The 18,712-nt window shown below is 47.8% G+C and carries 15 protein-coding genes; 12 read left to right on the top strand and 3 right to left on the bottom strand.

Going from position 1 to position 18,712, the window contains the following annotated elements:
- Positions 1–291 precede the first annotated feature (291 nt).
- The 6 genes from CLV60_RS11730 (at position 292) to CLV60_RS11710 (ending at position 6,599) form a co-directional block, all read left to right on the top strand.
- Entirely contained in the window at positions 292–753 is a 462-nt protein-coding gene (locus tag CLV60_RS11730) for a (2Fe-2S)-binding protein (protein ID WP_106595588.1), read from the top strand.
- 2 nt (positions 754–755) lie between these two features.
- Complete coding sequence (locus tag CLV60_RS11725; RefSeq protein ID WP_106595587.1) at positions 756–2,900, top strand: xanthine dehydrogenase family protein molybdopterin-binding subunit; 2,145 nt, start codon at positions 756–758, stop codon at positions 2,898–2,900.
- A gap of 135 nt (positions 2,901–3,035) precedes the next feature.
- The gene (locus CLV60_RS34905; RefSeq protein WP_310589311.1) at positions 3,036–3,179 is read left to right on the top strand and encodes a hypothetical protein; all 144 of its coding nucleotides are present in this window, start codon (positions 3,036–3,038) and stop codon (positions 3,177–3,179) included.
- A gap of 39 nt (positions 3,180–3,218) precedes the next feature.
- On the top strand, positions 3,219–4,007 hold the full coding sequence (locus CLV60_RS11720) for a hypothetical protein (RefSeq protein WP_310589310.1): 789 nt from the start codon (positions 3,219–3,221) through the stop codon (positions 4,005–4,007).
- A 53-nt stretch (positions 4,008–4,060) separates the two neighbouring features.
- Positions 4,061–6,001 (top strand): KUP/HAK/KT family potassium transporter, encoded by a 1,941-nt coding sequence (locus CLV60_RS11715; RefSeq protein WP_106595586.1) that lies wholly within the window; start codon positions 4,061–4,063, stop codon positions 5,999–6,001.
- 232 nt (positions 6,002–6,233) lie between these two features.
- The gene (locus tag CLV60_RS11710; protein WP_146151549.1) at positions 6,234–6,599 is read left to right on the top strand and encodes a hypothetical protein; all 366 of its coding nucleotides are present in this window, start codon (positions 6,234–6,236) and stop codon (positions 6,597–6,599) included.
- Positions 6,600–6,684: 85 nt separating this feature from the next.
- Here the strand turns inward: CLV60_RS11710 and CLV60_RS11705 are convergent, their stop codons facing one another.
- Positions 6,685–6,966, bottom strand: a complete 282-nt coding sequence (locus tag CLV60_RS11705) for a hypothetical protein (RefSeq protein WP_106595584.1) — start codon at positions 6,964–6,966, stop codon at positions 6,685–6,687.
- Between the two features lie 248 nt (positions 6,967–7,214).
- On the opposite strand from CLV60_RS11705, the gene porU2 reads away from it, so the two are divergent.
- On the top strand, positions 7,215–10,544 hold the full coding sequence (porU2, locus tag CLV60_RS11695; protein WP_106595582.1) for a putative type IX secretion system sortase PorU2: 3,330 nt from the start codon (positions 7,215–7,217) through the stop codon (positions 10,542–10,544).
- Positions 10,545–10,582: 38 nt separating this feature from the next.
- On the opposite strand, the gene CLV60_RS11690 is transcribed toward porU2, so the two are convergent.
- Both CLV60_RS11690 and CLV60_RS11685 read right to left on the bottom strand, forming a co-directional pair.
- Positions 10,583–11,671: an acyltransferase family protein gene (locus CLV60_RS11690; protein ID WP_106595581.1), complete on the bottom strand. Its 1,089-nt coding sequence runs from the start codon at positions 11,669–11,671 to the stop codon at positions 10,583–10,585.
- 189 nt (positions 11,672–11,860) lie between these two features.
- Positions 11,861–12,487 carry an outer membrane beta-barrel protein gene (locus tag CLV60_RS11685; protein ID WP_106595580.1) on the bottom strand — a complete coding sequence of 209 codons (627 nt, stop codon included), beginning with the start codon at positions 12,485–12,487 and terminating at the stop codon, positions 11,861–11,863.
- A 367-nt stretch (positions 12,488–12,854) separates the two neighbouring features.
- Here CLV60_RS11685 and CLV60_RS11680 point away from each other — a divergent pair, with 367 nt between their 5' ends.
- From CLV60_RS11680 to CLV60_RS11660, 5 genes are all read left to right on the top strand, one after another.
- Positions 12,855–14,366, top strand: coding sequence for a serine hydrolase domain-containing protein (locus CLV60_RS11680; RefSeq protein WP_106595579.1), 1,512 nt, complete (start codon positions 12,855–12,857; stop codon positions 14,364–14,366).
- A 268-nt stretch (positions 14,367–14,634) separates the two neighbouring features.
- Positions 14,635–15,873: a site-specific integrase gene (locus CLV60_RS11675; protein ID WP_106595578.1), complete on the top strand. Its 1,239-nt coding sequence runs from the start codon at positions 14,635–14,637 to the stop codon at positions 15,871–15,873.
- Between the two features lie 4 nt (positions 15,874–15,877).
- Positions 15,878–16,945, top strand: a complete 1,068-nt coding sequence (locus CLV60_RS11670; RefSeq protein ID WP_106595577.1) for a hypothetical protein — start codon at positions 15,878–15,880, stop codon at positions 16,943–16,945.
- A 66-nt stretch (positions 16,946–17,011) separates the two neighbouring features.
- On the top strand, positions 17,012–17,311 hold the full coding sequence (locus CLV60_RS11665; RefSeq protein ID WP_106595576.1) for a helix-turn-helix domain-containing protein: 300 nt from the start codon (positions 17,012–17,014) through the stop codon (positions 17,309–17,311).
- Positions 17,301–18,506 (top strand): primase-helicase family protein, encoded by a 1,206-nt coding sequence (locus CLV60_RS11660; RefSeq protein ID WP_106595575.1) that lies wholly within the window; start codon positions 17,301–17,303, stop codon positions 18,504–18,506. The genes CLV60_RS11665 and CLV60_RS11660 overlap by 11 nt, the downstream gene beginning before the upstream one ends.
- Positions 18,507–18,712 lie beyond the last annotated feature (206 nt).

Below are 18,712 nucleotides of genomic sequence, written 5' to 3'. Positions count from 1 at the left end.
ACGATGTAGGGTTTTGCTGGGCAACAACCGCAGATAATGAAAGAAACAGAACTAAGGCAAGATAGAGAAAACGCATACTGAGGGGAAGGAGGCAACTGATATAAATCTAAGTCACCAAATTATACTATTTATGTAAAACTTCCTGGTTTACACCGGTATATAAATTGATTTCATGTATCGTTGAGGCGAAATGTAGACGCGGCTATATCGCTATCAGTCAGGCACTTCGCGAATTAGAAGTTTGGCTTCCTTGCCGTTTTTTTTGTAACTTTTGCCAAACTCTTAATCACCATGGCATTATTCAAACTTTCAATCAACAACCGTGCATACAGCGCAGATGTGGAGGGCGATACCCCGCTACTGTGGGTATTGCGCGATAATCTGGGCCTTGTAGGCACCAAGTACGGGTGCGGGATCGCGCAATGCGGGGCCTGTACCGTTCACCTGGATGGCAAAGCCGTCCGCTCGTGTGTATTGCCGGTGTCGGCAGTAGGCAAGGCTAAGGTGACCACGATCGAAGGGTTGTCGGAAAAAGGAGATCACCCGGTTCAGAAAGCGTGGGACGAAGTGGATGTGGCGCAATGCGGGTATTGCCAGGCGGGCCAGATTATGACGGCCGCGGCATTCCTCAAAGAAAAGCCCAAGCCTACCGAGGAGGAGATCGTCGGCGCGATGAGCGGCAACCTCTGCCGTTGCGGAACCTACCACCGCATTCGCGAGGCCGTGAAAGTTGCAGCTTCTAAAACCAACTAACCATGAGCACGTTAAATCAGACATCGCGTCGCGACTTCATGAAGCTCGCGGCTGCGGCCGGTGGCGGTTTGTTCCTGGGATTCAACTGGTCGGACACGAATGCGGCGCCCGTTGTGGTGGACGCGAAGCAAATCGCGGCAGGATCGGTAAAATTCAATAGCTACCTGTCCATTGGTTCGGATAACATTATTACTATTGTTTCGCCAAACCCTGAAATAGGCCAGGGCATTAAAACAGCATTTCCCATGGTGGTAGCCGAAGAGCTGGACGCCGATTGGAAACTGGTGAAAACCGTACAGGGTAAACTGGACAATGCTGCATTTGAGCGGCAGGTAACCGGTGGCAGCGGTGCTGTTCCGCATTCGTGGGAGCGCCTGCGCAAGGCCGGCGCGACGGCCCGCCATTTGCTCGTCAATGCGGCGGCTGCCAAATGGGGAGTACCTGCGGCGGAGATTACGACGGCGGATAGCAAATTGTTCCATAAAGCTTCGGGCAAATCCGCCGGTTATGGAGAGTTTGCAGAGGCGGCGGGTAAGCTCACGGCTCCGACCGACATTAAATTAAAAGATGAAAAGTCGTTCAAACTGATCGGACAATCGGTCAGGAATGTCGACAACAAGAATATCGCCACAGGCAAGCCCCTTTTCGGGCTGGACTTTTACCGCGAGGGCATGCTTTTCGCGATTATCCAGCGGCCTAAGGCATTTGGTTTTAAACTGAAATCCGTTGACTCCGCGGCTGCCAAGGCAATGCCCGGCATTGTGGACGTGGTTACTTTTGAAAACAGCGTGGCCGTAGTAGGTAAATCGACTTGGCAATGCAAAAAGGCACGTGAGGTACTCAAAATCGAGTATGAGAAAGCGGCCGACCTTGAAAGTTCGGAAGACCATAACCGCATTTTCTCCAACCTGATGGACAATGGCGAGGCCACGGTTCGCCGGAAGAATGGCGATGTCGAGGCGGCATTCAAGGGCGCGGCAAAAGTGATTAAGGCCGAATATCAATGCCCATTCCTGCCTCACAGCCCGCTGGAACCGATGAACTTCTTCGCGCATGTACGCGAGGATGGTGTCGAGCTCGTAGGCCCGACGCAGACGCCTGATCGTGCACGCGAAGCCGCGTCAAAAATTACCGGTTTCCCCGTTGAAAAAATCAGCGTGGAAATCACCAGGCAGGGAGGTGGTTTTGGCCGCCGGCTTTCGGCTGATTTTGCCATTGAAGCGGTGCATGTTTCCAAACTGGCGAAAGCGCCGGTGAAGGTAATATGGACCCGCGAAGACGACATGACCGGCGGTACTTATCGCCCGGCAGTTCGCTACCGTTTTGAGGCAGCATTGGATAAAAACAATGAATTGATAGGCTACAAGCTGCGCGGGGTGGGTATCAACTCGGGTAATCCTACACGGGAGGATAACTTTCCGTCCGGCTCGGTGGATAACCTGCTGATCGATTCGGTGGAGCATAAATCGGCCATTACAACCGGCCCTTGGCGTGCGCCTATCACCAACTTCCTCGCTTATGCCGAGCAGTCGTTTATCGACGAAGTGGCTGAGGCCGCGGGTAAGGATCCGGTACAGTTCCGCCTCGCTCTTTTGGAAAAAGCAAAAAAATCACCGGCCGGTGAGGTGAAATATGACGTCGACCGGATGATCGCCGTGATCAAACTGGCGGCTGAAAAGAGCAACTGGGGCAAGAAAAAAGGTGTTCACCAGGGTTTCAGCGTTTACTTTTCACACCGGTCGTATGTGGCGCAGGTTGGAGAAGTAGTTGTTGAAAAAGGTAAGCCTGCATTGAAAAACATCATCGCGGCGGTCGACTGTGGTATCGTGATCAACAAAAGCGGCTCGTTGCAGCAGGTACGCGGCGGCGTCGTTGACGGCGTCGGTCACGCGATGTTCGGGAATATGACTTTCAAGGCGGGTACTCCCGACCAGAGCAACTTCAATGGCTTCCGTTTGATCCGTATGAACGAGATTCCCGAGGTGGATGTACATTTTGTGGACAACGGCATTTCCCCAACCGGCCTGGGTGAGCCTGCGTTGCCGCCAGCAGGGGGAGCGGTTGCCAATGCATTTTATAAAGCGACCAAGCAGCGCCTGAGGAACCAGCCTTTTATTAATGAGGAAGCTTTCAAAGGCATTTCGTAGGTATTAAATCATGCAAATTGTAAGGCAGTAAGGTGAAAATGTGATACCGCATTTTTATCTTACTGCCTTTATTTATAGCGGGTTCGAAATGTTACTTAACCGGCCCTGTTTTTCTTCCTAAACCATTTTATTCAAATGAAAAAGATCGTTGTCCTGTTTTCTGCATTGATATGCATCGCTGTCACTGCATTTACCATCGCGGAGTTTCCGCAAACCGATATTTCGAACGGGATAATCAAGGCAAAACTGTATTTGCCTGATGGAAACGAAGGATATTAACGCGGTGTTCGCTTCGATTGGGCTGGCGTGGTACCGAGTTTGGAATACAAAGGCCATACTTACTTCGGCACCTGGAACCAGGCGCCTTACGACCCCAAACTGCACGACGCGATCATGGGGCCCGTGGAGGAATTCACGCCGCTGAATTTCGATGACGCAAAGCCCGGCGAGCAGTTTGTCAAGATCGGCGTGGGTGTTTTGACCAAACCGGATGATAAGAAGTATTCTTTCGCGACTAATTACGCAATCAAAAATCCGGGTAAATGGTTGGTGACGAAAGGGAAAGACCAGGTCGCTTTTACCCACGAATTGAAAGATGAAACCGGTTACGGCTACGATTACCATAAAACATTGAAGCTGGTAAAAGGCAAACCGCAACTCGTATTGGAACATACCCTGAAAAACACAGGCTCCAAACCGATCGTAGCGAGTACTTATAACCACAATTTTTTCATGATCGATAATGAACCGTCCAATGAGAATATCCGGATTGTGTTTCCTTTTGAAGTGAAAGGTGAGGGCAAGGGTTTCGGGAGCATCATCAATGCAAACGGCAAAATGCTGAACTATTCACGGGAGGTAGTTAAAGGCGATCAGGTTTTCAGCGCTGGTTTGCAGGGTTTCGGGCCTACCGCTAAGGATTATGATATCAGGATTGAAAATACCAAAACAAAGGCGGGCGTGAGGATTACCTGCGATCAGCCATTGGAAAAGCTGGTTTACTGGGCTTGTCCGACCACATCCTGCCCCGAGCCCTACATTAAGATCGCCGCGGAGCCGGGTCAGGAGATCAAATGGAAGGTGACGTACGAGTTTTACACCTTTTAGCGAAGAGCAGCGGGATTTTTCTAAATTCGCACCGCATTTCAATAGACTAACGAATGGGTTCGCATAAACACCTGGATAAAGCGTCGGCCGCCGGGCTTCTGGTAGCATTAGGGATTATTTACGGAGATATCGGAACGTCTCCTCTCTACGTAATGCAGGCGGTAATCGGTACCAACAAGATTACAAATGACGTCGTTTACGGGGCGGTATCCTGCATTTTCTGGACGCTTACTTTGCAAACGACCATTAAATATGTGATCCTTATTCTCAGGGCCGATAACAAAGGTGAAGGGGGGATTCTCGCATTATTTGCCCTTGTGCGCAGGCGTGCGGCCTGGCTGACGGTCCCGGCTATTATAGGCGCGAGTACGCTGCTCGCCGATGGGATCATTACGCCGCCCATTTCGGTCTCGTCCGCGGTGGAAGGTTTGCGTATACTTTATCCCGATATTCAGACGATCCCGATCGTGATAGGCATTCTGACGCTGCTATTCATCATTCAGGTTTTTGGAACGACGATTGTCGGCCGCGCATTTGGCCCGGTGATGATGATATGGTTCCTCATGCTGGCCGTGCTCGGTGTTGCGCAGGTGATCGATCACCCCGAGATCATGAAATCCCTCAGCCCGGTTTATGCCTACCGGCTCCTCGCCAACCATCACGGCGGTTTCTGGATGCTCGGCGCTGTTTTCCTGTGTACGACCGGTGCAGAAGCATTGTACAGCGATCTGGGGCATTGCGGGCGCGGAAATATCCGTATCAGCTGGGTATTTGTAAAGACTTGTCTTATTCTAAACTATTTTGGTCAGGGAGCCTGGCTCATTGTGCATTCGGGCGATTTGCTGAATGGCCGCAAACCTTTTTACGAAATCATGCCCGACTGGTGGTTGCTGCCGGGTATTGGTATTGCGACCACCGCCGCCATTATTGCCAGCCAGGCGTTGATCAGCGGCTCGTTTACCCTTATTTCGGAAGCGATCCGGCTTAATTTCTGGCCGAAGGTACGGCTGGTGTACCCGAGCGATCAAAAGGGACAGCTATATGTGCCGAGCGTGAACTGGCTGCTTTGGGCAGGTTGTATCGGCATTGTACTGTATTTCAAAGAATCGTCGCATATGGAGGCGGCGTACGGGCTCGCGATCACGCTCACGATGATCATGACCACAATCCTGATGTCGGTGTACCTCTATGTGAAGCGGGTGAGCAAATCGATCGTAATCGTTTTCCTGGTCATTTACCTCGCTATTGAGGGCTCATTCCTGGCTGCGAACCTGCTGAAATTCACACACGGCGGTTGGGTTTCGCTGGTGCTGGCTACGGTCATCGGCCTGGTGATTACCGTTTGGCTGAAAGCATACTATATCAAAATGCGACTGACGGAGTTCGAAAGCCTGGAAAAATACATTGGTCCGTTGAAGGAGCTGAGCAACGACATCAGTATTCCCAAATACTCGACGCATTTGATATTCATGTCGAATGCCTCACGCGAGAGCGAAATCGAGAACAAGATCATCTATTCGATCTTTTACAAGCGGCCGAAGCGGGCCGATATCTACTGGTTTGTGCACGTGGAAACCACCGATGAGCCCTATACCATGGATTACCATGTGAATACCCTTGCGGAGGACGATGTGATCAAGGTAACGTTCCGTCTCGGCTTCCGGATCGAGCAGCGCATCAACCTTTTCTTTCGCAAAGTGGTGGAAGATATGGTGCTCAACAAAGAGGTGGACATTACCAGCCGCTACGAGTCGCTGAGCCGGCAGAATATCACGGGCGACTTCCGTTTCATCGTGCTCGAACGTTACCTGTCGCTTGAAAACAACCTGCCGTTCATGGAGGAACTGATCATGAAGATCTACTTCGGGATCAAAAGCATTACTACGTCGGAGGATAAATGGTTTGGCCTAGATAGTAGTTCCGTAAAAGTGGAAAAAGTGCCGCTCGTATTAACCCCGAGCGAGAAAATCCGCATGAAAAGGGTGTACAGCTAGCAAATCGAATGCGAAGTATTTCGAGTCAAAAAGCTGGCTTTCGAATTCACACTTATCCAATGGCCAGCCGCACATTTTGGGTATATCGCTACGCATTTTGTGGTCGGCGCGTTGGGAATTTCTTTTGAAGGATGCCATGGGACGCCTGGGTGCAGCGCGAGGTTCTGGAATGCTTTTAGTGCGAGTAACCGCCTAGTATAGGTAGTTTTTGTTCACTAAACCAGCATGGACCATGAAATACCTTGCATACATATGCATAATGCTCCTGGGAATAGCGGGAGCATTTGCACAGAATCCGGTGACACCGGAACCGTCTGTGCCCCAGCCCGTACCGCAGAATCCTGTTCCGACAACAGCACCTGAAACGAAGCCCGAATTCAATTCGCCGCAAACACCTGCCCGGCCTGCTCAGATTCCGTCTGAGGATACACTTATTAAAGGACAAAAAAGCTCGGGAGCTGTGATCCACGATACGCTGATGCCGACCGATGACAAACGAAAAGAGCGGTCTGAACGCAGGAAAAACCGCAAAGGGACCGCTGAAACCGATGACACTACTTCGGTAAAGCCGCAAACCGATCCTGCGGGAAAGCCCTGATAATGGAAAGATTGAAACTGAAAAAGCCCGGGAGAGATTCCGGGCTTTGGTGTTTAGTTTCGAGAAGAGAATAGGCTTTCGGGAACTAGTGCGTGTGATTGAGGGACGAGTAGGTATACTGATCGTTCTGCCGCTGCACAGCAGGTTCCAGATCATCTTCCCAAAACGGCTGTGTGATCACCGCCTTGTTTTTGTTGACCCAGGTACACCAAACCTTCCCACTGAATACCCGTCTGGTGACGGGACGTGTGGCCGATCCATTATGATTAACCACAGTTTCGACGATCTGGTATTCGTCGACCTGCATGAGCTGGTCGCTTCCTTTTTCCTTCACCCAATCGTCTTTCATAAACTTAAAAGTGTCCATTGGTCTTGAGTTATTTTATGCAGGAACAAAAAGTCAAATCCTGTGCCAGAAATTATACATTTTCAAGAGCGGTGCAGGTGTAGTATCCCTATTGAATTGGCTGGTAGAAATATTTCAACAAAACTACGACACGGGCGAGACTGCCTGTGAAATCCAGTTGCTAACCCATACAGCACGCTCGCTGGAAGGAAGCAGATGGAATCGTCAAGCAATGTTTTATTGAGGATTCATCAGACATTTCAGGAGATATGCGGTATTTCATCAGGCAGGCGCTACTCATTGCGGCGTTGTTGATCGGTTATCAATTGCAGGCTCAGTGGATGGCACCTTATGCCAATAGCTGGATCGATTACAATAGACCCTATGTCAAAATCGGCATCCTGAAAAAAGGCTTGCATCGGGTAGCCTTCTCATCCTTGCCGAAGGGTTTTCCTGTCGATTCGCCTGAAAAATTTCAGCTGTGGCGCCGCGGGAAAGAGGTCGCCATCATCAGCACAGCGAACCAGGAAATCATTTTTTATGCGGTTCCGAACGACGGTGCGAGCGACTCGCTGTTATACCGGCCGATGAGCTCGCGCGTGAATCCCTATTTCAGTATGTATTCGGATGAAGGGGCCTATTTTCTGACGGTGGGTGATAAGCCGGGGAAGAGGGCCGCCGTGGTGGATCAGTTGGATGTGCCGGCAGCGCCGGTTGTTGATAGTCACAATGAACGGGTAACGAAGATTTTTCAGCAGGATTATTCCCTCGGGACCAAATCCTCGATCAATCCGGGGTTTTTCAATAGCTATTTTGAGTTGGGAGCAAGCAGGACAAGCGAAGTATTCAAAGATGGGAAGGAGGCAGCGTTCGAATTTAAGTTGAATGATTTTGCCCAAAATACCCTTAATCCGACAGTCAAATTGCTGCTGCATGGCAGGAGTAAGAACGACCGGAAATTGGAATGCTACGTAGGCAGAAGCAAGAATGCGTTGCGTTTGGCAAAAGTATTGGACAATTCCGGCTTCGCTGCGGTCGAATGTGCATTTGATATCAAGCCGCAAGACATGGATTCCGGGAAGGGTGGCGTGCTGGTGATCCGGTCTGTAAGCGACGAACCTTTGGAGCGGTTTTCAATCGCCTACTATTCTATTGAATTTCCACAGACCCTTCGAATAGGGGGTCAGCCAGTTAAGGAATTTGGATTGAATCCAGTTGTGGATAAATGGAGTAGAATACTGGTCAAGGGCGTCCCGTCTCAATTCAGATTTATCGATATTTCGGATACCAATAATCCGATTCTCCTCAAAAGAAGAGATGAAACCCTGATGATTCCGCGACAACCTGGGAAGAAACAGGTGTTGCTGGCAACATCCGAAATTTTCGATGTTGCTTCATCAAAAATCGCCAGGGTGGAGTTACAGGCCCATGATCCTAAATCGGCCAATTATATCATTATTACGACAGAAGCCCTCCGGGAGGGGGCGACGAGTTACGCAAAGTACAGGGCCTCGCCGTCCGGAGGGGGTTTAAAGCCCGCCATTTTTGACATTCAGGATATTTACAATCAGTTCAATTATGGCGAACCTAGCCCGATCGCGATCAAAAATTTCATGACTTACATGCTTTCTGATGGCGTGGAAGGCAAATACCTATTCCTGATTGGTAAATCCATTACGCAAAACGAGAAGATGGTAAGAGAATTGCCAGGTGAGGTCCCAACGATCGGCTTTCCGGGGTCGGACGCATTGCTCGTAGAAGGCATAGCCGGAGGCGCGGTGAATGTGCCTGTTATTCCTGTGGGCAGATTGTCGGCAGTGACTAATCAGAATATTGCCGATTATCTTCGAAAAGTGATCGTGTATGAGGCCAGCGAACCGGGAGAATCGGGCTGGCGCAAAAAGATACTTCATCTTAGCGGAGGAAAAACGACGAGTGAAATTGTGCAGCTTAGGGATTATTTACGCGCATTGGAGCCGAAGGTGGAGCAGGGAATAGCCGGCGGAACGGTGAAGTCTTACGTAAAACAGCAACCTACCCAGGAGGTGGAATCCATAGATATCAGCAAAGATGTTAATGAAGGTATAGGGATGATTACCTTTTTCGGGCACGGTTCGACTATCATAACTGATCCTGACATTGGGCATGTTAGAGATGAGGCGAGAGGGTACCACAATCTGAACAAATATCCGGTACTATATTTCAATGGGTGTGGGGTTGGTAATGTGTTTTGTAACCGGTTCAATCCTAACCCGCCTAATCCCAAAGCAGCCGACCGGATTACGCTGTCGCTCGATTGGCTCGTTGCACCCGACCGGGGTGCTATCGCAGTCATTGCGAGTTCTTTTGAAAGTTTTGTGAGTCCGGGAATGACCTATCTTAACTCATTGTATCACTATATGTTCGAAAATCCGGCGACAGTTAGTCTGCCTATTGGCAAAATACAGCTGGCGGTCGCTGACGACATTTTGTCGAAGTATAAGGACAAATATAACATTGCCTACGTACACCAATCACTGCTGCAAGGCGACCCTGCCTTACGCTTGCAAGCAGCAGCAAAACCGGATTATGCCGTAGCGACGAACGCCGGGATCACACTGCTTTCCGATTCGCCGGATAAAACAATTGAAGAATCTGATTCGCTGCACGTTCGCATTGATCTGGTGAATTCAGGCAGATTTACGGCTGGGCAATCCGTGCCATTGGAAGTCATTTGCTCTGGAAAACGAGCCAGCCATTCGATCAGGTTGAATGTTAAATCTTTTCCCGTTCAGCAACTTTCAAAACTATCCTTCCCCAACGACAAAGACCTCGTTTCGATAAAGGTACAGATCGATCCAGGGCATACCTTAGATGAGCTTTCTCTCGAAAATAACAGCTCCGAATTGCTGATTGACTGGGATTGGGCGAAGGATAAGCAGATGTTTTCCAACAATTCGCTCAAAGATAATATTCCACCTGTTCTCGTTGTCCAGTCCGCGGGACGTCTCCTGGTGCAAGATGAACCTATTTTTCCAAATCCGTCATTTGGTATAATCCTCCGGGACGACAATCTCCTGCCTTCTGACACCACGCTGATTGACATATTTGTAAAGCCGTGCGCTGATGATCGTTGCGATTTTGAGCGGGTTTCCTATGCCGCAAATAAACTGGCCATGCAAACATCCGGAAGCAGAGAGGTGACGTTGGATTATGCTAGCAAGCTGGGGCCGGGGAAATATGAAATGCTGGTTAATGCGAGAGATAAAGCAGGTATCGAAGTTTCTCAACCGTATCGGATGTATTTCGAAATCGTCAACCCCGAAGCCATGCAATATAGCCTGGTGGTGAGCCCCAATCCTGCCACCTCATATGTGCGATTTGAGTTAAAGAGGGCCAAGTCGCCGGCATTGAAGTCAATTCGCTATGTTATTTATGATCCGCGGGGAATGGAAGTAGAAGGAAAGAGTTTGACGGTTGCAGCGGGGTTACCCGTCGTCGGTTGGTATTGGATTCCAGGTAATGCCCCGGCCGGGATGTACAGCTATAAGGTATTCCTGGAAGGTGAACAGAACACCTTAATCGATAGCAAAACAGGTAAAGTGGTTTTACAACCTTAACACTCGCATAAGCGGATTTCAAATGTTGACGTAAGCGGTCAAGCCTTTCCTGCCCTTTTATCACTCAAATACCTCCTCACCGGAATATCATACATCACCATTACCCAATAGGCCACTCCCACCAGCAGAAATACGGCGGTAGTGACGATGAAGGCTAATTGGGTACCATCCGGTTTATGACTGGTGTAATAGTTTCCGAACATCCACAGCGCGGCATAATGCGTCATGTACAAGGGATAGGAGATCTTGCCGGAAAATATGGTAACCTTTTTGAAGGTGGCAGATGGCTCGGTTCCTGCCCCCAGGGCGATCAACAGCGGGAAATAAAAAAGCACTACCAATGGCTCGGATATCCAGTTCCATTTTGAAATGGGCATCAGGAAAGCAAGCAGCAGCAACACCGCCAGCCCGGCAAAGCCAAGCTTGTTCTGAATGATCCAATTGGAACGGTAAATGAGCAATCCTGCCAAAAAAGAATACGAAACGCGGGCGCATCCGTCCCAAAAGGTAGGGCCGCTCCAACCGCCGAGCAAATTGCCCGATTGGTAAGCTACAAAGCAGATAGCCAGTGCAGAAAGGATTGTTAGCAGGAACAGATAGCTGCGGGCGATCCGGCAAAGCACCCATGCGTAAGCAATGTTGGCTACATATTCCCAAAATAATGACCAGGCCGGTGCATTGAAACTGAATAGATTAAATGCGCGATCAGCGATTGTCGGGTAGGGGATGAGAAATACCGAGCACAAAAATGCCAGTATGATGTTTCCGGTGCTGTATTGTTCGGGGTGGCCGCCAAACGGGTCGAATAAAAACGCCAGCAAGCCGAGTATTGATCCTGCAATAACGAGTGGATGCAGCCTGATGATCCGTGACACAAAAAAATTGCGAAGGCCCATTTTGCGGATTCGATCGTCGTAGGCGTAACCGATTACAAATCCCGAAAGACAGAAAAAGAAGTCGACGGCCAGAAAGCCATGGCCGATAAAGTTTTGGGAGGGATCGGTGTAAACCCATTCCATAAAATGAAATATAACAACGGCCAATGCGGCAACGCCCCTGAGTCCGTCGAGAATTTCGAAATGCTGTTTTGTCTGCGGAAGTGCGGAGGTAGTTTGGTTCGTGCTCAAATCTCGGGTCAAAAAAACGCAAATAACCCGACTTTGTTCCGGTTATGCAAGGAGATGGAGCCTTCATGGCAGAGTTCCATGTCCGGGAAAAGTAGCGCCAGAAGCGGTATTCCTCAATACAAGGTCCTTCAATACTGATGAATGAAATATTCACTTCAACAGAATGAAGCATTATATTGGTTGTGTTAACTATCTGAAATACAGCGAAAATCCAAGCCGAAAGCGGTTGCCTCTGATCATCTCATTTGTTTCCGGATCTACGACGATCGGCAGGTTATATTGCGCTTGTAACCCCACAGACTTCCCAACTCGCAAACTTAAACCAACGGCCCCGAACATGACGTAATTATTGGTGCTGACAGATATTGTTTTATCAAAAAAATCATCCCGCGCGGTAAATTTGCCCAAGTTATAACCGGACGACAATTGTACGAAAGGAGTTATCCGGAACGGAAGCACATAATAACGGGCATATAACTCGGGTGTGAAAGCGTATTCCTTTATTCCCCCACTTTTCAGGCTCATCCAGCTCCTTTCTTCCTTGGAAAATCGATTTGCTACCGACAATTGGAGACCAACTGCGAGGCGGTCAGCGATTAAATAGCCGGCTTGTGGAGTGATAGACCAGCCCGCTTTTTGCTTGCTATTGTTCGCAGAACCATTCAATGAAAAAGTAATAGCCCATTTCTTTAAGTTCTTATAGGTCGGAATTTCTGTTAATTCCCCGGTCTGATCAACATTTTCGTTTTGCTGGGCAAACAGATTATCTGAGAATAGCAGAAAGCAGACAAGAGTACAGAGGAGTATTTTTTTCATGGTTAATATTGGGGGTAATATGCTATCCGGTAAATCCAAAGGAACAAGTACTTAAAGAATGTGAGCGGCTAAAATTACACAATTAAGGAGTTGTCTAATCTTATTAACTTTTTTTAAGAGTTTTTAATAGAATCACGATATGAGTAATACGGGAAATTAATTTTGTCGGCTGGAAATATAAGAATTGGGAAAATCCACAGAAGTCACAAGTCTTTGCTGATCGTTCAGAAACGAATTCCATTTGTCCGAATCCGGACAAATTCCAGCGTGTTAATAAGCACTATTGACCGGTAAAACCCTATTTTCAATGATGGCATAAGTATTGTGGTATGAACCTACGAAAAATTTCCTACCATATAACTATCCGATGAAAACACTGATTATTCTGTTGACTATTGCTTATTTGAGTTTTGCCAATTTCCTCGGTGCCCAGCCCTATCTCCAACAGATTGATAGCTTGGTAGAAGGACAATTTGCTAATGGAGAGCTGGCAGGTAATATCCTGATTGCCCAAAAAGGAGCCATATACTACCAGAAGTCGCTCGGGTTGGCGGATGTAGCAAATCGGGTGGCGATAAATGAGCATTCGGCCTTTCAATTAGCCTCTGTTTCTAAAATATTCACCTCGGTGGCGATCCTTCAATTGAAACAAAAGGGAAAGCTTAGGCTGGATGATCCCGTGAAAAGCTATCTCCCTACGTTCAGCTATCCGCAGATCACCATTCGGCATTTACTTACGCATACGTCCGGATTAGCTGACTTTCAGATGTTGGAAAAGTCGTACGCGGCCGATACCGGGAAAATATTTACAATTGCTGATTTGGTGCCTGCCATTAATCAGTCCGATAGAGCGATTTTGTTCAATCCCGGGGAAAAGTGGAGCTACTCCAACAGCGGCTATGGTTTACTGGCTTTGATCGTGGAAAAGGTGAGTGCTCTTTCCTTTCCGTCCTACCTGACCAGATACATCTTTCAGCCCGCCGGTATGAGCCATACTTATGCCAATACTCCGCTCCTGAACGTCGCGGACCCGCACCGGGTGAAGGGTTATGATGCTCCCACTTATGCCCCCTGGCTTCGGCAGCGAGTAGATTCACTGCCACAAAATCGCATTGAGCTGCATAATCTGGCAGGACTACTCGGGCAGGCAAATGTGATTAGCACTACCGGAGATTTGCTTTTGTTTGACCGGGCGCTGTATGGATCCAAACTTCTCAAACCTTCCACTTTACAAGAAGCATTTAATCCGGTTCGGCTCGCTAATCAGGAGTTGGCCACTACCGGTTGGGGAAACACCTCCGCTTATTATGGATTGGGCTGGATGATATTAAAGGATACGACCGCTGGCAAGGTGGTTTTCCACAGCGGCGGAATGCCGGGAGCTGTTACGCTGTTTTTGCGCAACATCACGAAAGATCAAACGGTGATCCTGCTCAATAATATAACGCACCGGGGTACTCATGGCATCGGGGTTAATTTGTTTCAGGTGTTAAACGGCGTGTCCTTCCCGGCAAACAAACAATCCCTGGCGAGTCTTTATACCCGCACCCTGATCAAGACCGATGCCGAGTCGGCATTGGAAAAACTTAACGCCTGTAAAACGGATACGGCTCGTTATTACCTGAACGAGCAAGAGATGAATCGGTTGGGGCTGCAAATGTTTTATAATGATTATCAAGCGGCTGGTTTGGAAGTCTTGCGATTGAATACGGTTTTGTTTTCTGCGAGTTGGAACGTTTACGATAGTTATGCGGAAGGCTTGAAAGTAGTCGGGCGTCGCCAAGAAGCCATTCTCATGTACCGTAAATCGTTGGAACTAAATCCGAAAAACCAAGGCGCTGAACGGGCTTTGGCGGACTTGACTCCGAAGAAGGAGTAGCCTTATGTAATGGTGCTTACAAAAAATGTTCGACCTAACGAAAAAGCCACTTACAACTTTACGTCGTAAGTGGCTGATTTCCAATGTCGGGATGACAAGATTCGAACTTGCGACCCCTAGCACCCCATTGGATATTTATTGTATTATTCCAAGAAGTTTTATTAGGCATGATTATCATAAAATGCTCTGAATGAGCATTTTGATTATTTTTAGTAACTTTGGTTAACTTACGTTAGACACGAAATGTTCGACCTAAAGTTGTAGTGCTATGGCTATTTCGACCAAGTTTGTATTACGGAAGAAACGTGATACAGAGGAAACTCAGTTCCCGATAATGCTTCAAATCATTATCGACAGAAAGAACCTTCTGGTGAGTACGAGGAAGATATGTGCGGAAGATCAATGGCAGACCAAGTCTCAATCCGTTACTAAGACGCATACAAAGCACAAGGAAATTAACCTCCTTCTCCGCACCATTGAGTCGGAAGTTGACTTCATGATCATCTCTTACGGGAAGCAGAATAAGCGTCCCTCGTTTGACGAAATCAAGGCGCTGGTTAAAAAATTGACTGGCGGGCATACGGAACCTGAAAAGAAAAGGCTGTTTGTACTTTTTGAAGAACACATTGCTAAGCTTAAAAGCCAAAACCGACTGGGCAGTGCAGAGTCACATAACTCGACGTTAAAAAGTCTAAAGCACTTCATGAATCAGAAGGATCAGGATATCCTCTCGATCGGCTTGCCATTCATTAATCGTTATGAACAATGGCTGATCGACAAAGGCTGCACGATAGTCACGAGAAGCTTTTACCTGAGAACCTTCCGGACGCTCTGGAAAGTCGGGATCAAAGAAAACTATTATCCCGAAACACATTACCCCTTCAAAGACTTCTCTTTCTCTAAATACAATAACCCTCGCACGAAAAAGAGGGCGATCTCAAAGGAGCAGATCGAATTGATTGCAGGGGCGGAAATCGATCCGGAAGACGATTCGCTGATCAACTCGCGTAACTACTTCCTGTTTAGCTTCTATTGCCGAGGCCTGAACTTTACAGATTTGGCCGAACTGAAATGGACAAACATTATTGATGGCGAGCTCCATTATGTGAGATCAAAAACAAAGGAGGAGTTCCGGTTTCGTTTGCACCCCTCGGCAGCTCATATACTGGATTACTACAAAGATCTGAAAGGTAACAGTGATGCTGGCTTTGTATTTCCAATCTTGTACAAGCGTCACGCGACGATTCAATCGGTTCGGGATCGGAAGAAGAAGATTTTGACCAGGGTTAATAAGCAAATTAAGGAGTTGGGTATCTCCCTCGGTATTTTGAAGCCTATAACGACCTATGTGGCCAGGCACTCGTATGCGACAACCCTTCGGCGAAATGGAATATCCAAGGAGAATATCGGGAGAACGTTGGGTCACGATAGCTTGAAGACCACTGATATTTACCTGGAAGACATTGGAGACCCCGTGCTGGATGATTTGATCAACTCAACGATTTGAACGAATGTATTTTTTTAATTTGCCAGGTTTCGACCCTGATCTCGGTATAAATCTGGACGATCAGGGGCGGTTTCCATATTTAAAATTCGTAGATCATGTTTTTCGCAGAGGAGAAGCAGACTACCTATCACGTAATTTTCACTTTGAGAACATTGCTGAGAAAACAGCGCCACCGGTCTTCCTCAGTGAACCGAATCTGGCTGACATTTTCGACCAGAAAAACCGGGCGAATGTCATTGTAGATCATCATAGCCCAATCTCGGAGTCTTATGCCGACGAACTGAGAGAGCAGTTTGAAAGAGGTTACTTCGATGCGATGAAGGAGTATCCACAACAGATAGTCTCCATTCTTTACAATCCTGACAACGAAAGTAAAATCGCTCATTTAGAGCAATTCATTGAATTTTGCTCCTATCATTTATACTTCGAGGGATTTGCTGTTCCATCCTGTTTATACGCGCTTGGATTTATCCAGGCTTACCTCGTACGTGCGTGCGGCGATAGAATTAATACCCTCCGCCTTCCCAAGTCTAAATCTCCGGTCGGGTTACAGAAGCAAGAATTGCCAGTGGTCGAAGCGCAAACGAAAGGGCCGGAGCGAATTCCCCTGGACTACGCGGTTGACGAAATCATATCCATGTGGTTGATTTTAATTGATGCATGGAAATGTAAGGCAGTGGGCTCGATTCAGGTTTTCATCAGTGAAGAGGAAGTGTTGCAGCTGTTGGGAATGATGTTTGAAGAAAAAGGAGGCAGACTGCCTAGACCTGAACACGAGTACTTTGAAATGCCTCCGGGAAACTACGAGCGTGTTTTAAACCTGCTTATGCACGCCACCTATAAGCTGAACACAGATCGGAACAATATTGGGCTTGACAGATACTGTCAATTGCTGCTCGATACATTTTCCTGCTATTCGAAAACGAAGCTGGAAAGTCTTCGCAGTAACATCAATAAAGCGCGTGGCAACATCGTGCAGAGTATTGCTAGTCTGACTGACAGTCCGCACTCTAAAAATGTTTTGAAAACATTAAGGAAAATAAACGAGTACGGAGTTGAAGACCTGACTTAGTCAACTTCATATTGTTTTTTCCCGATTTTCTAGCCTTGCTTTGCCCATCACCAAAACGCAAAAGGGATGAGCACAACAGTTCTAGTTTCAATGAACGATCAGCAGTTATCGGAGTTGATCGAGTCTTCACTGCGCCGGGTTTTAGAATCAAAACCGGAAGCTGCGGCAGATACCAGTGACACTTTGCTGGACACTAAGGAGGCCGCGCGTCTGACCAAATACAAGGAGACTTCCATTTATGGGCTGGTGAAAAGAAAGAAGATTCCGTTCTGCAAAATGGAGGGCAAGCTACTCTTTTCACGAAAGGAACTCCTGGAATGGATTGCCAACGGTCAGCAAAAAATCGCAGGTAGCCATGAAAGATAATCCCGTTTATCTACGCATCGGCACCGGTTACTTCAAGAAAGTCAACCGGCCACTATCTTCCGGCGACACGATTTCCTCGTTGATCCCCTGGTCGGCTGAATGCATCCGGCTAGATCACAGCCGTGACTACTTGAGGGACCGGGTGGAGTGCTACGACGGCTTTTGTTTCGTCCCGAGCCATTTAGACTACCAACAAAAGGTCGGCGGGTTCTATAATCGCTACCAGCCATTCCAACATGAGTCGCGGCACGGCGATGCCTCGGTAATATTCAAGTTCCTGGGTCACATTTTCGGCGAGCAGATCGAGATGGGTTACGATTACTTCAAAATCCTGCTCGAACGTCCTACCCAAATCCTGCCGATCCTGTGCTTGGTCAGCGAGGAACGCGGAACCGGAAAGACTACATTCCTGCATTTTGTCAAATCCATCTTCGGCGAAAATATGACAATCAACAGCAATGAGGATTTCCGCTCAAACTTCAATATCGAGTGGGCGCAGAAACTGGTCATCGGGGTGGACGAAACTTTCCTGGATAGAAAGGAGGATTCAGAGCGGATCAAGAATCTGAGCACGGCTAGATTTTACAAAGTAGAGGCCAAAGGCCATGATCGCCAGGAAGTGGAGTTTTTCGGAAAATTCATTTTGTGCAGTAACAACGAAGATCACTTTATCATCGCAGACCCAGGGGAAATCCGCTACTGGGTGAGAAAGGTTCCACCACTCAAATCAGAGAACCACCACCTGCTTGCCCAGCTACGAGCCCAGATCCCGTTCTTTCTGCATTTTCTGGTGAGCCGTGACTTCGTCCATCCCAATAAAACAAGAATGTGGTTTACGGCTGATCAAATTGCGACACCTGCATTGAAAAAGCTGCTGAACCAAAATCGGAATAAGCTGGAAGTGGAGATCGCCCATATCCTGCTGACGATCGCAGATGAAAAGGAGCTGGATGAAATCCGGTTTTGCACTGGCGATGTCCAGGACTGGCTCAATAAAAAGCACATCCGTTTCAAAGACCTCTCACAGATCAAGCGGATCCTGCAAAATGCCTGGAAGTTGAGCCCGGCGAGTAATTCACTGACTTACCCGCAATACAAATTTTTAACCGACGGTTCTGTCTTCGAGCAGACCGGCAAGGGCAGGTACTATACCCTATCCCGAAGACGTATAAACGAGCTCAATGAATTGCCTTAATTTTTGATGCTTTGATGCGCATCATATTTAATTAATTGATTAATAAATAATTACAGCGCATCAAAATCCGCATCAACGCGCATCAATCTCACAATAGCGATGCGACTCATGATGCATTTTGATGCTTTTCTGATGCGGGCTTAAATGATTAAAATCCAATCAGTTGCAAGCTCTTCGCATCAATTCATCAATTTTTTCACTTTCAA

This window comes from Dyadobacter jiangsuensis (assembly GCF_003014695.1).
GTDB lineage: Bacteria > Bacteroidota > Bacteroidia > Cytophagales > Spirosomataceae > Dyadobacter > Dyadobacter jiangsuensis.
Note: the sequence above shows the minus strand (reverse complement) of the source record. Positions and strands in the feature narration are given on the sequence as shown.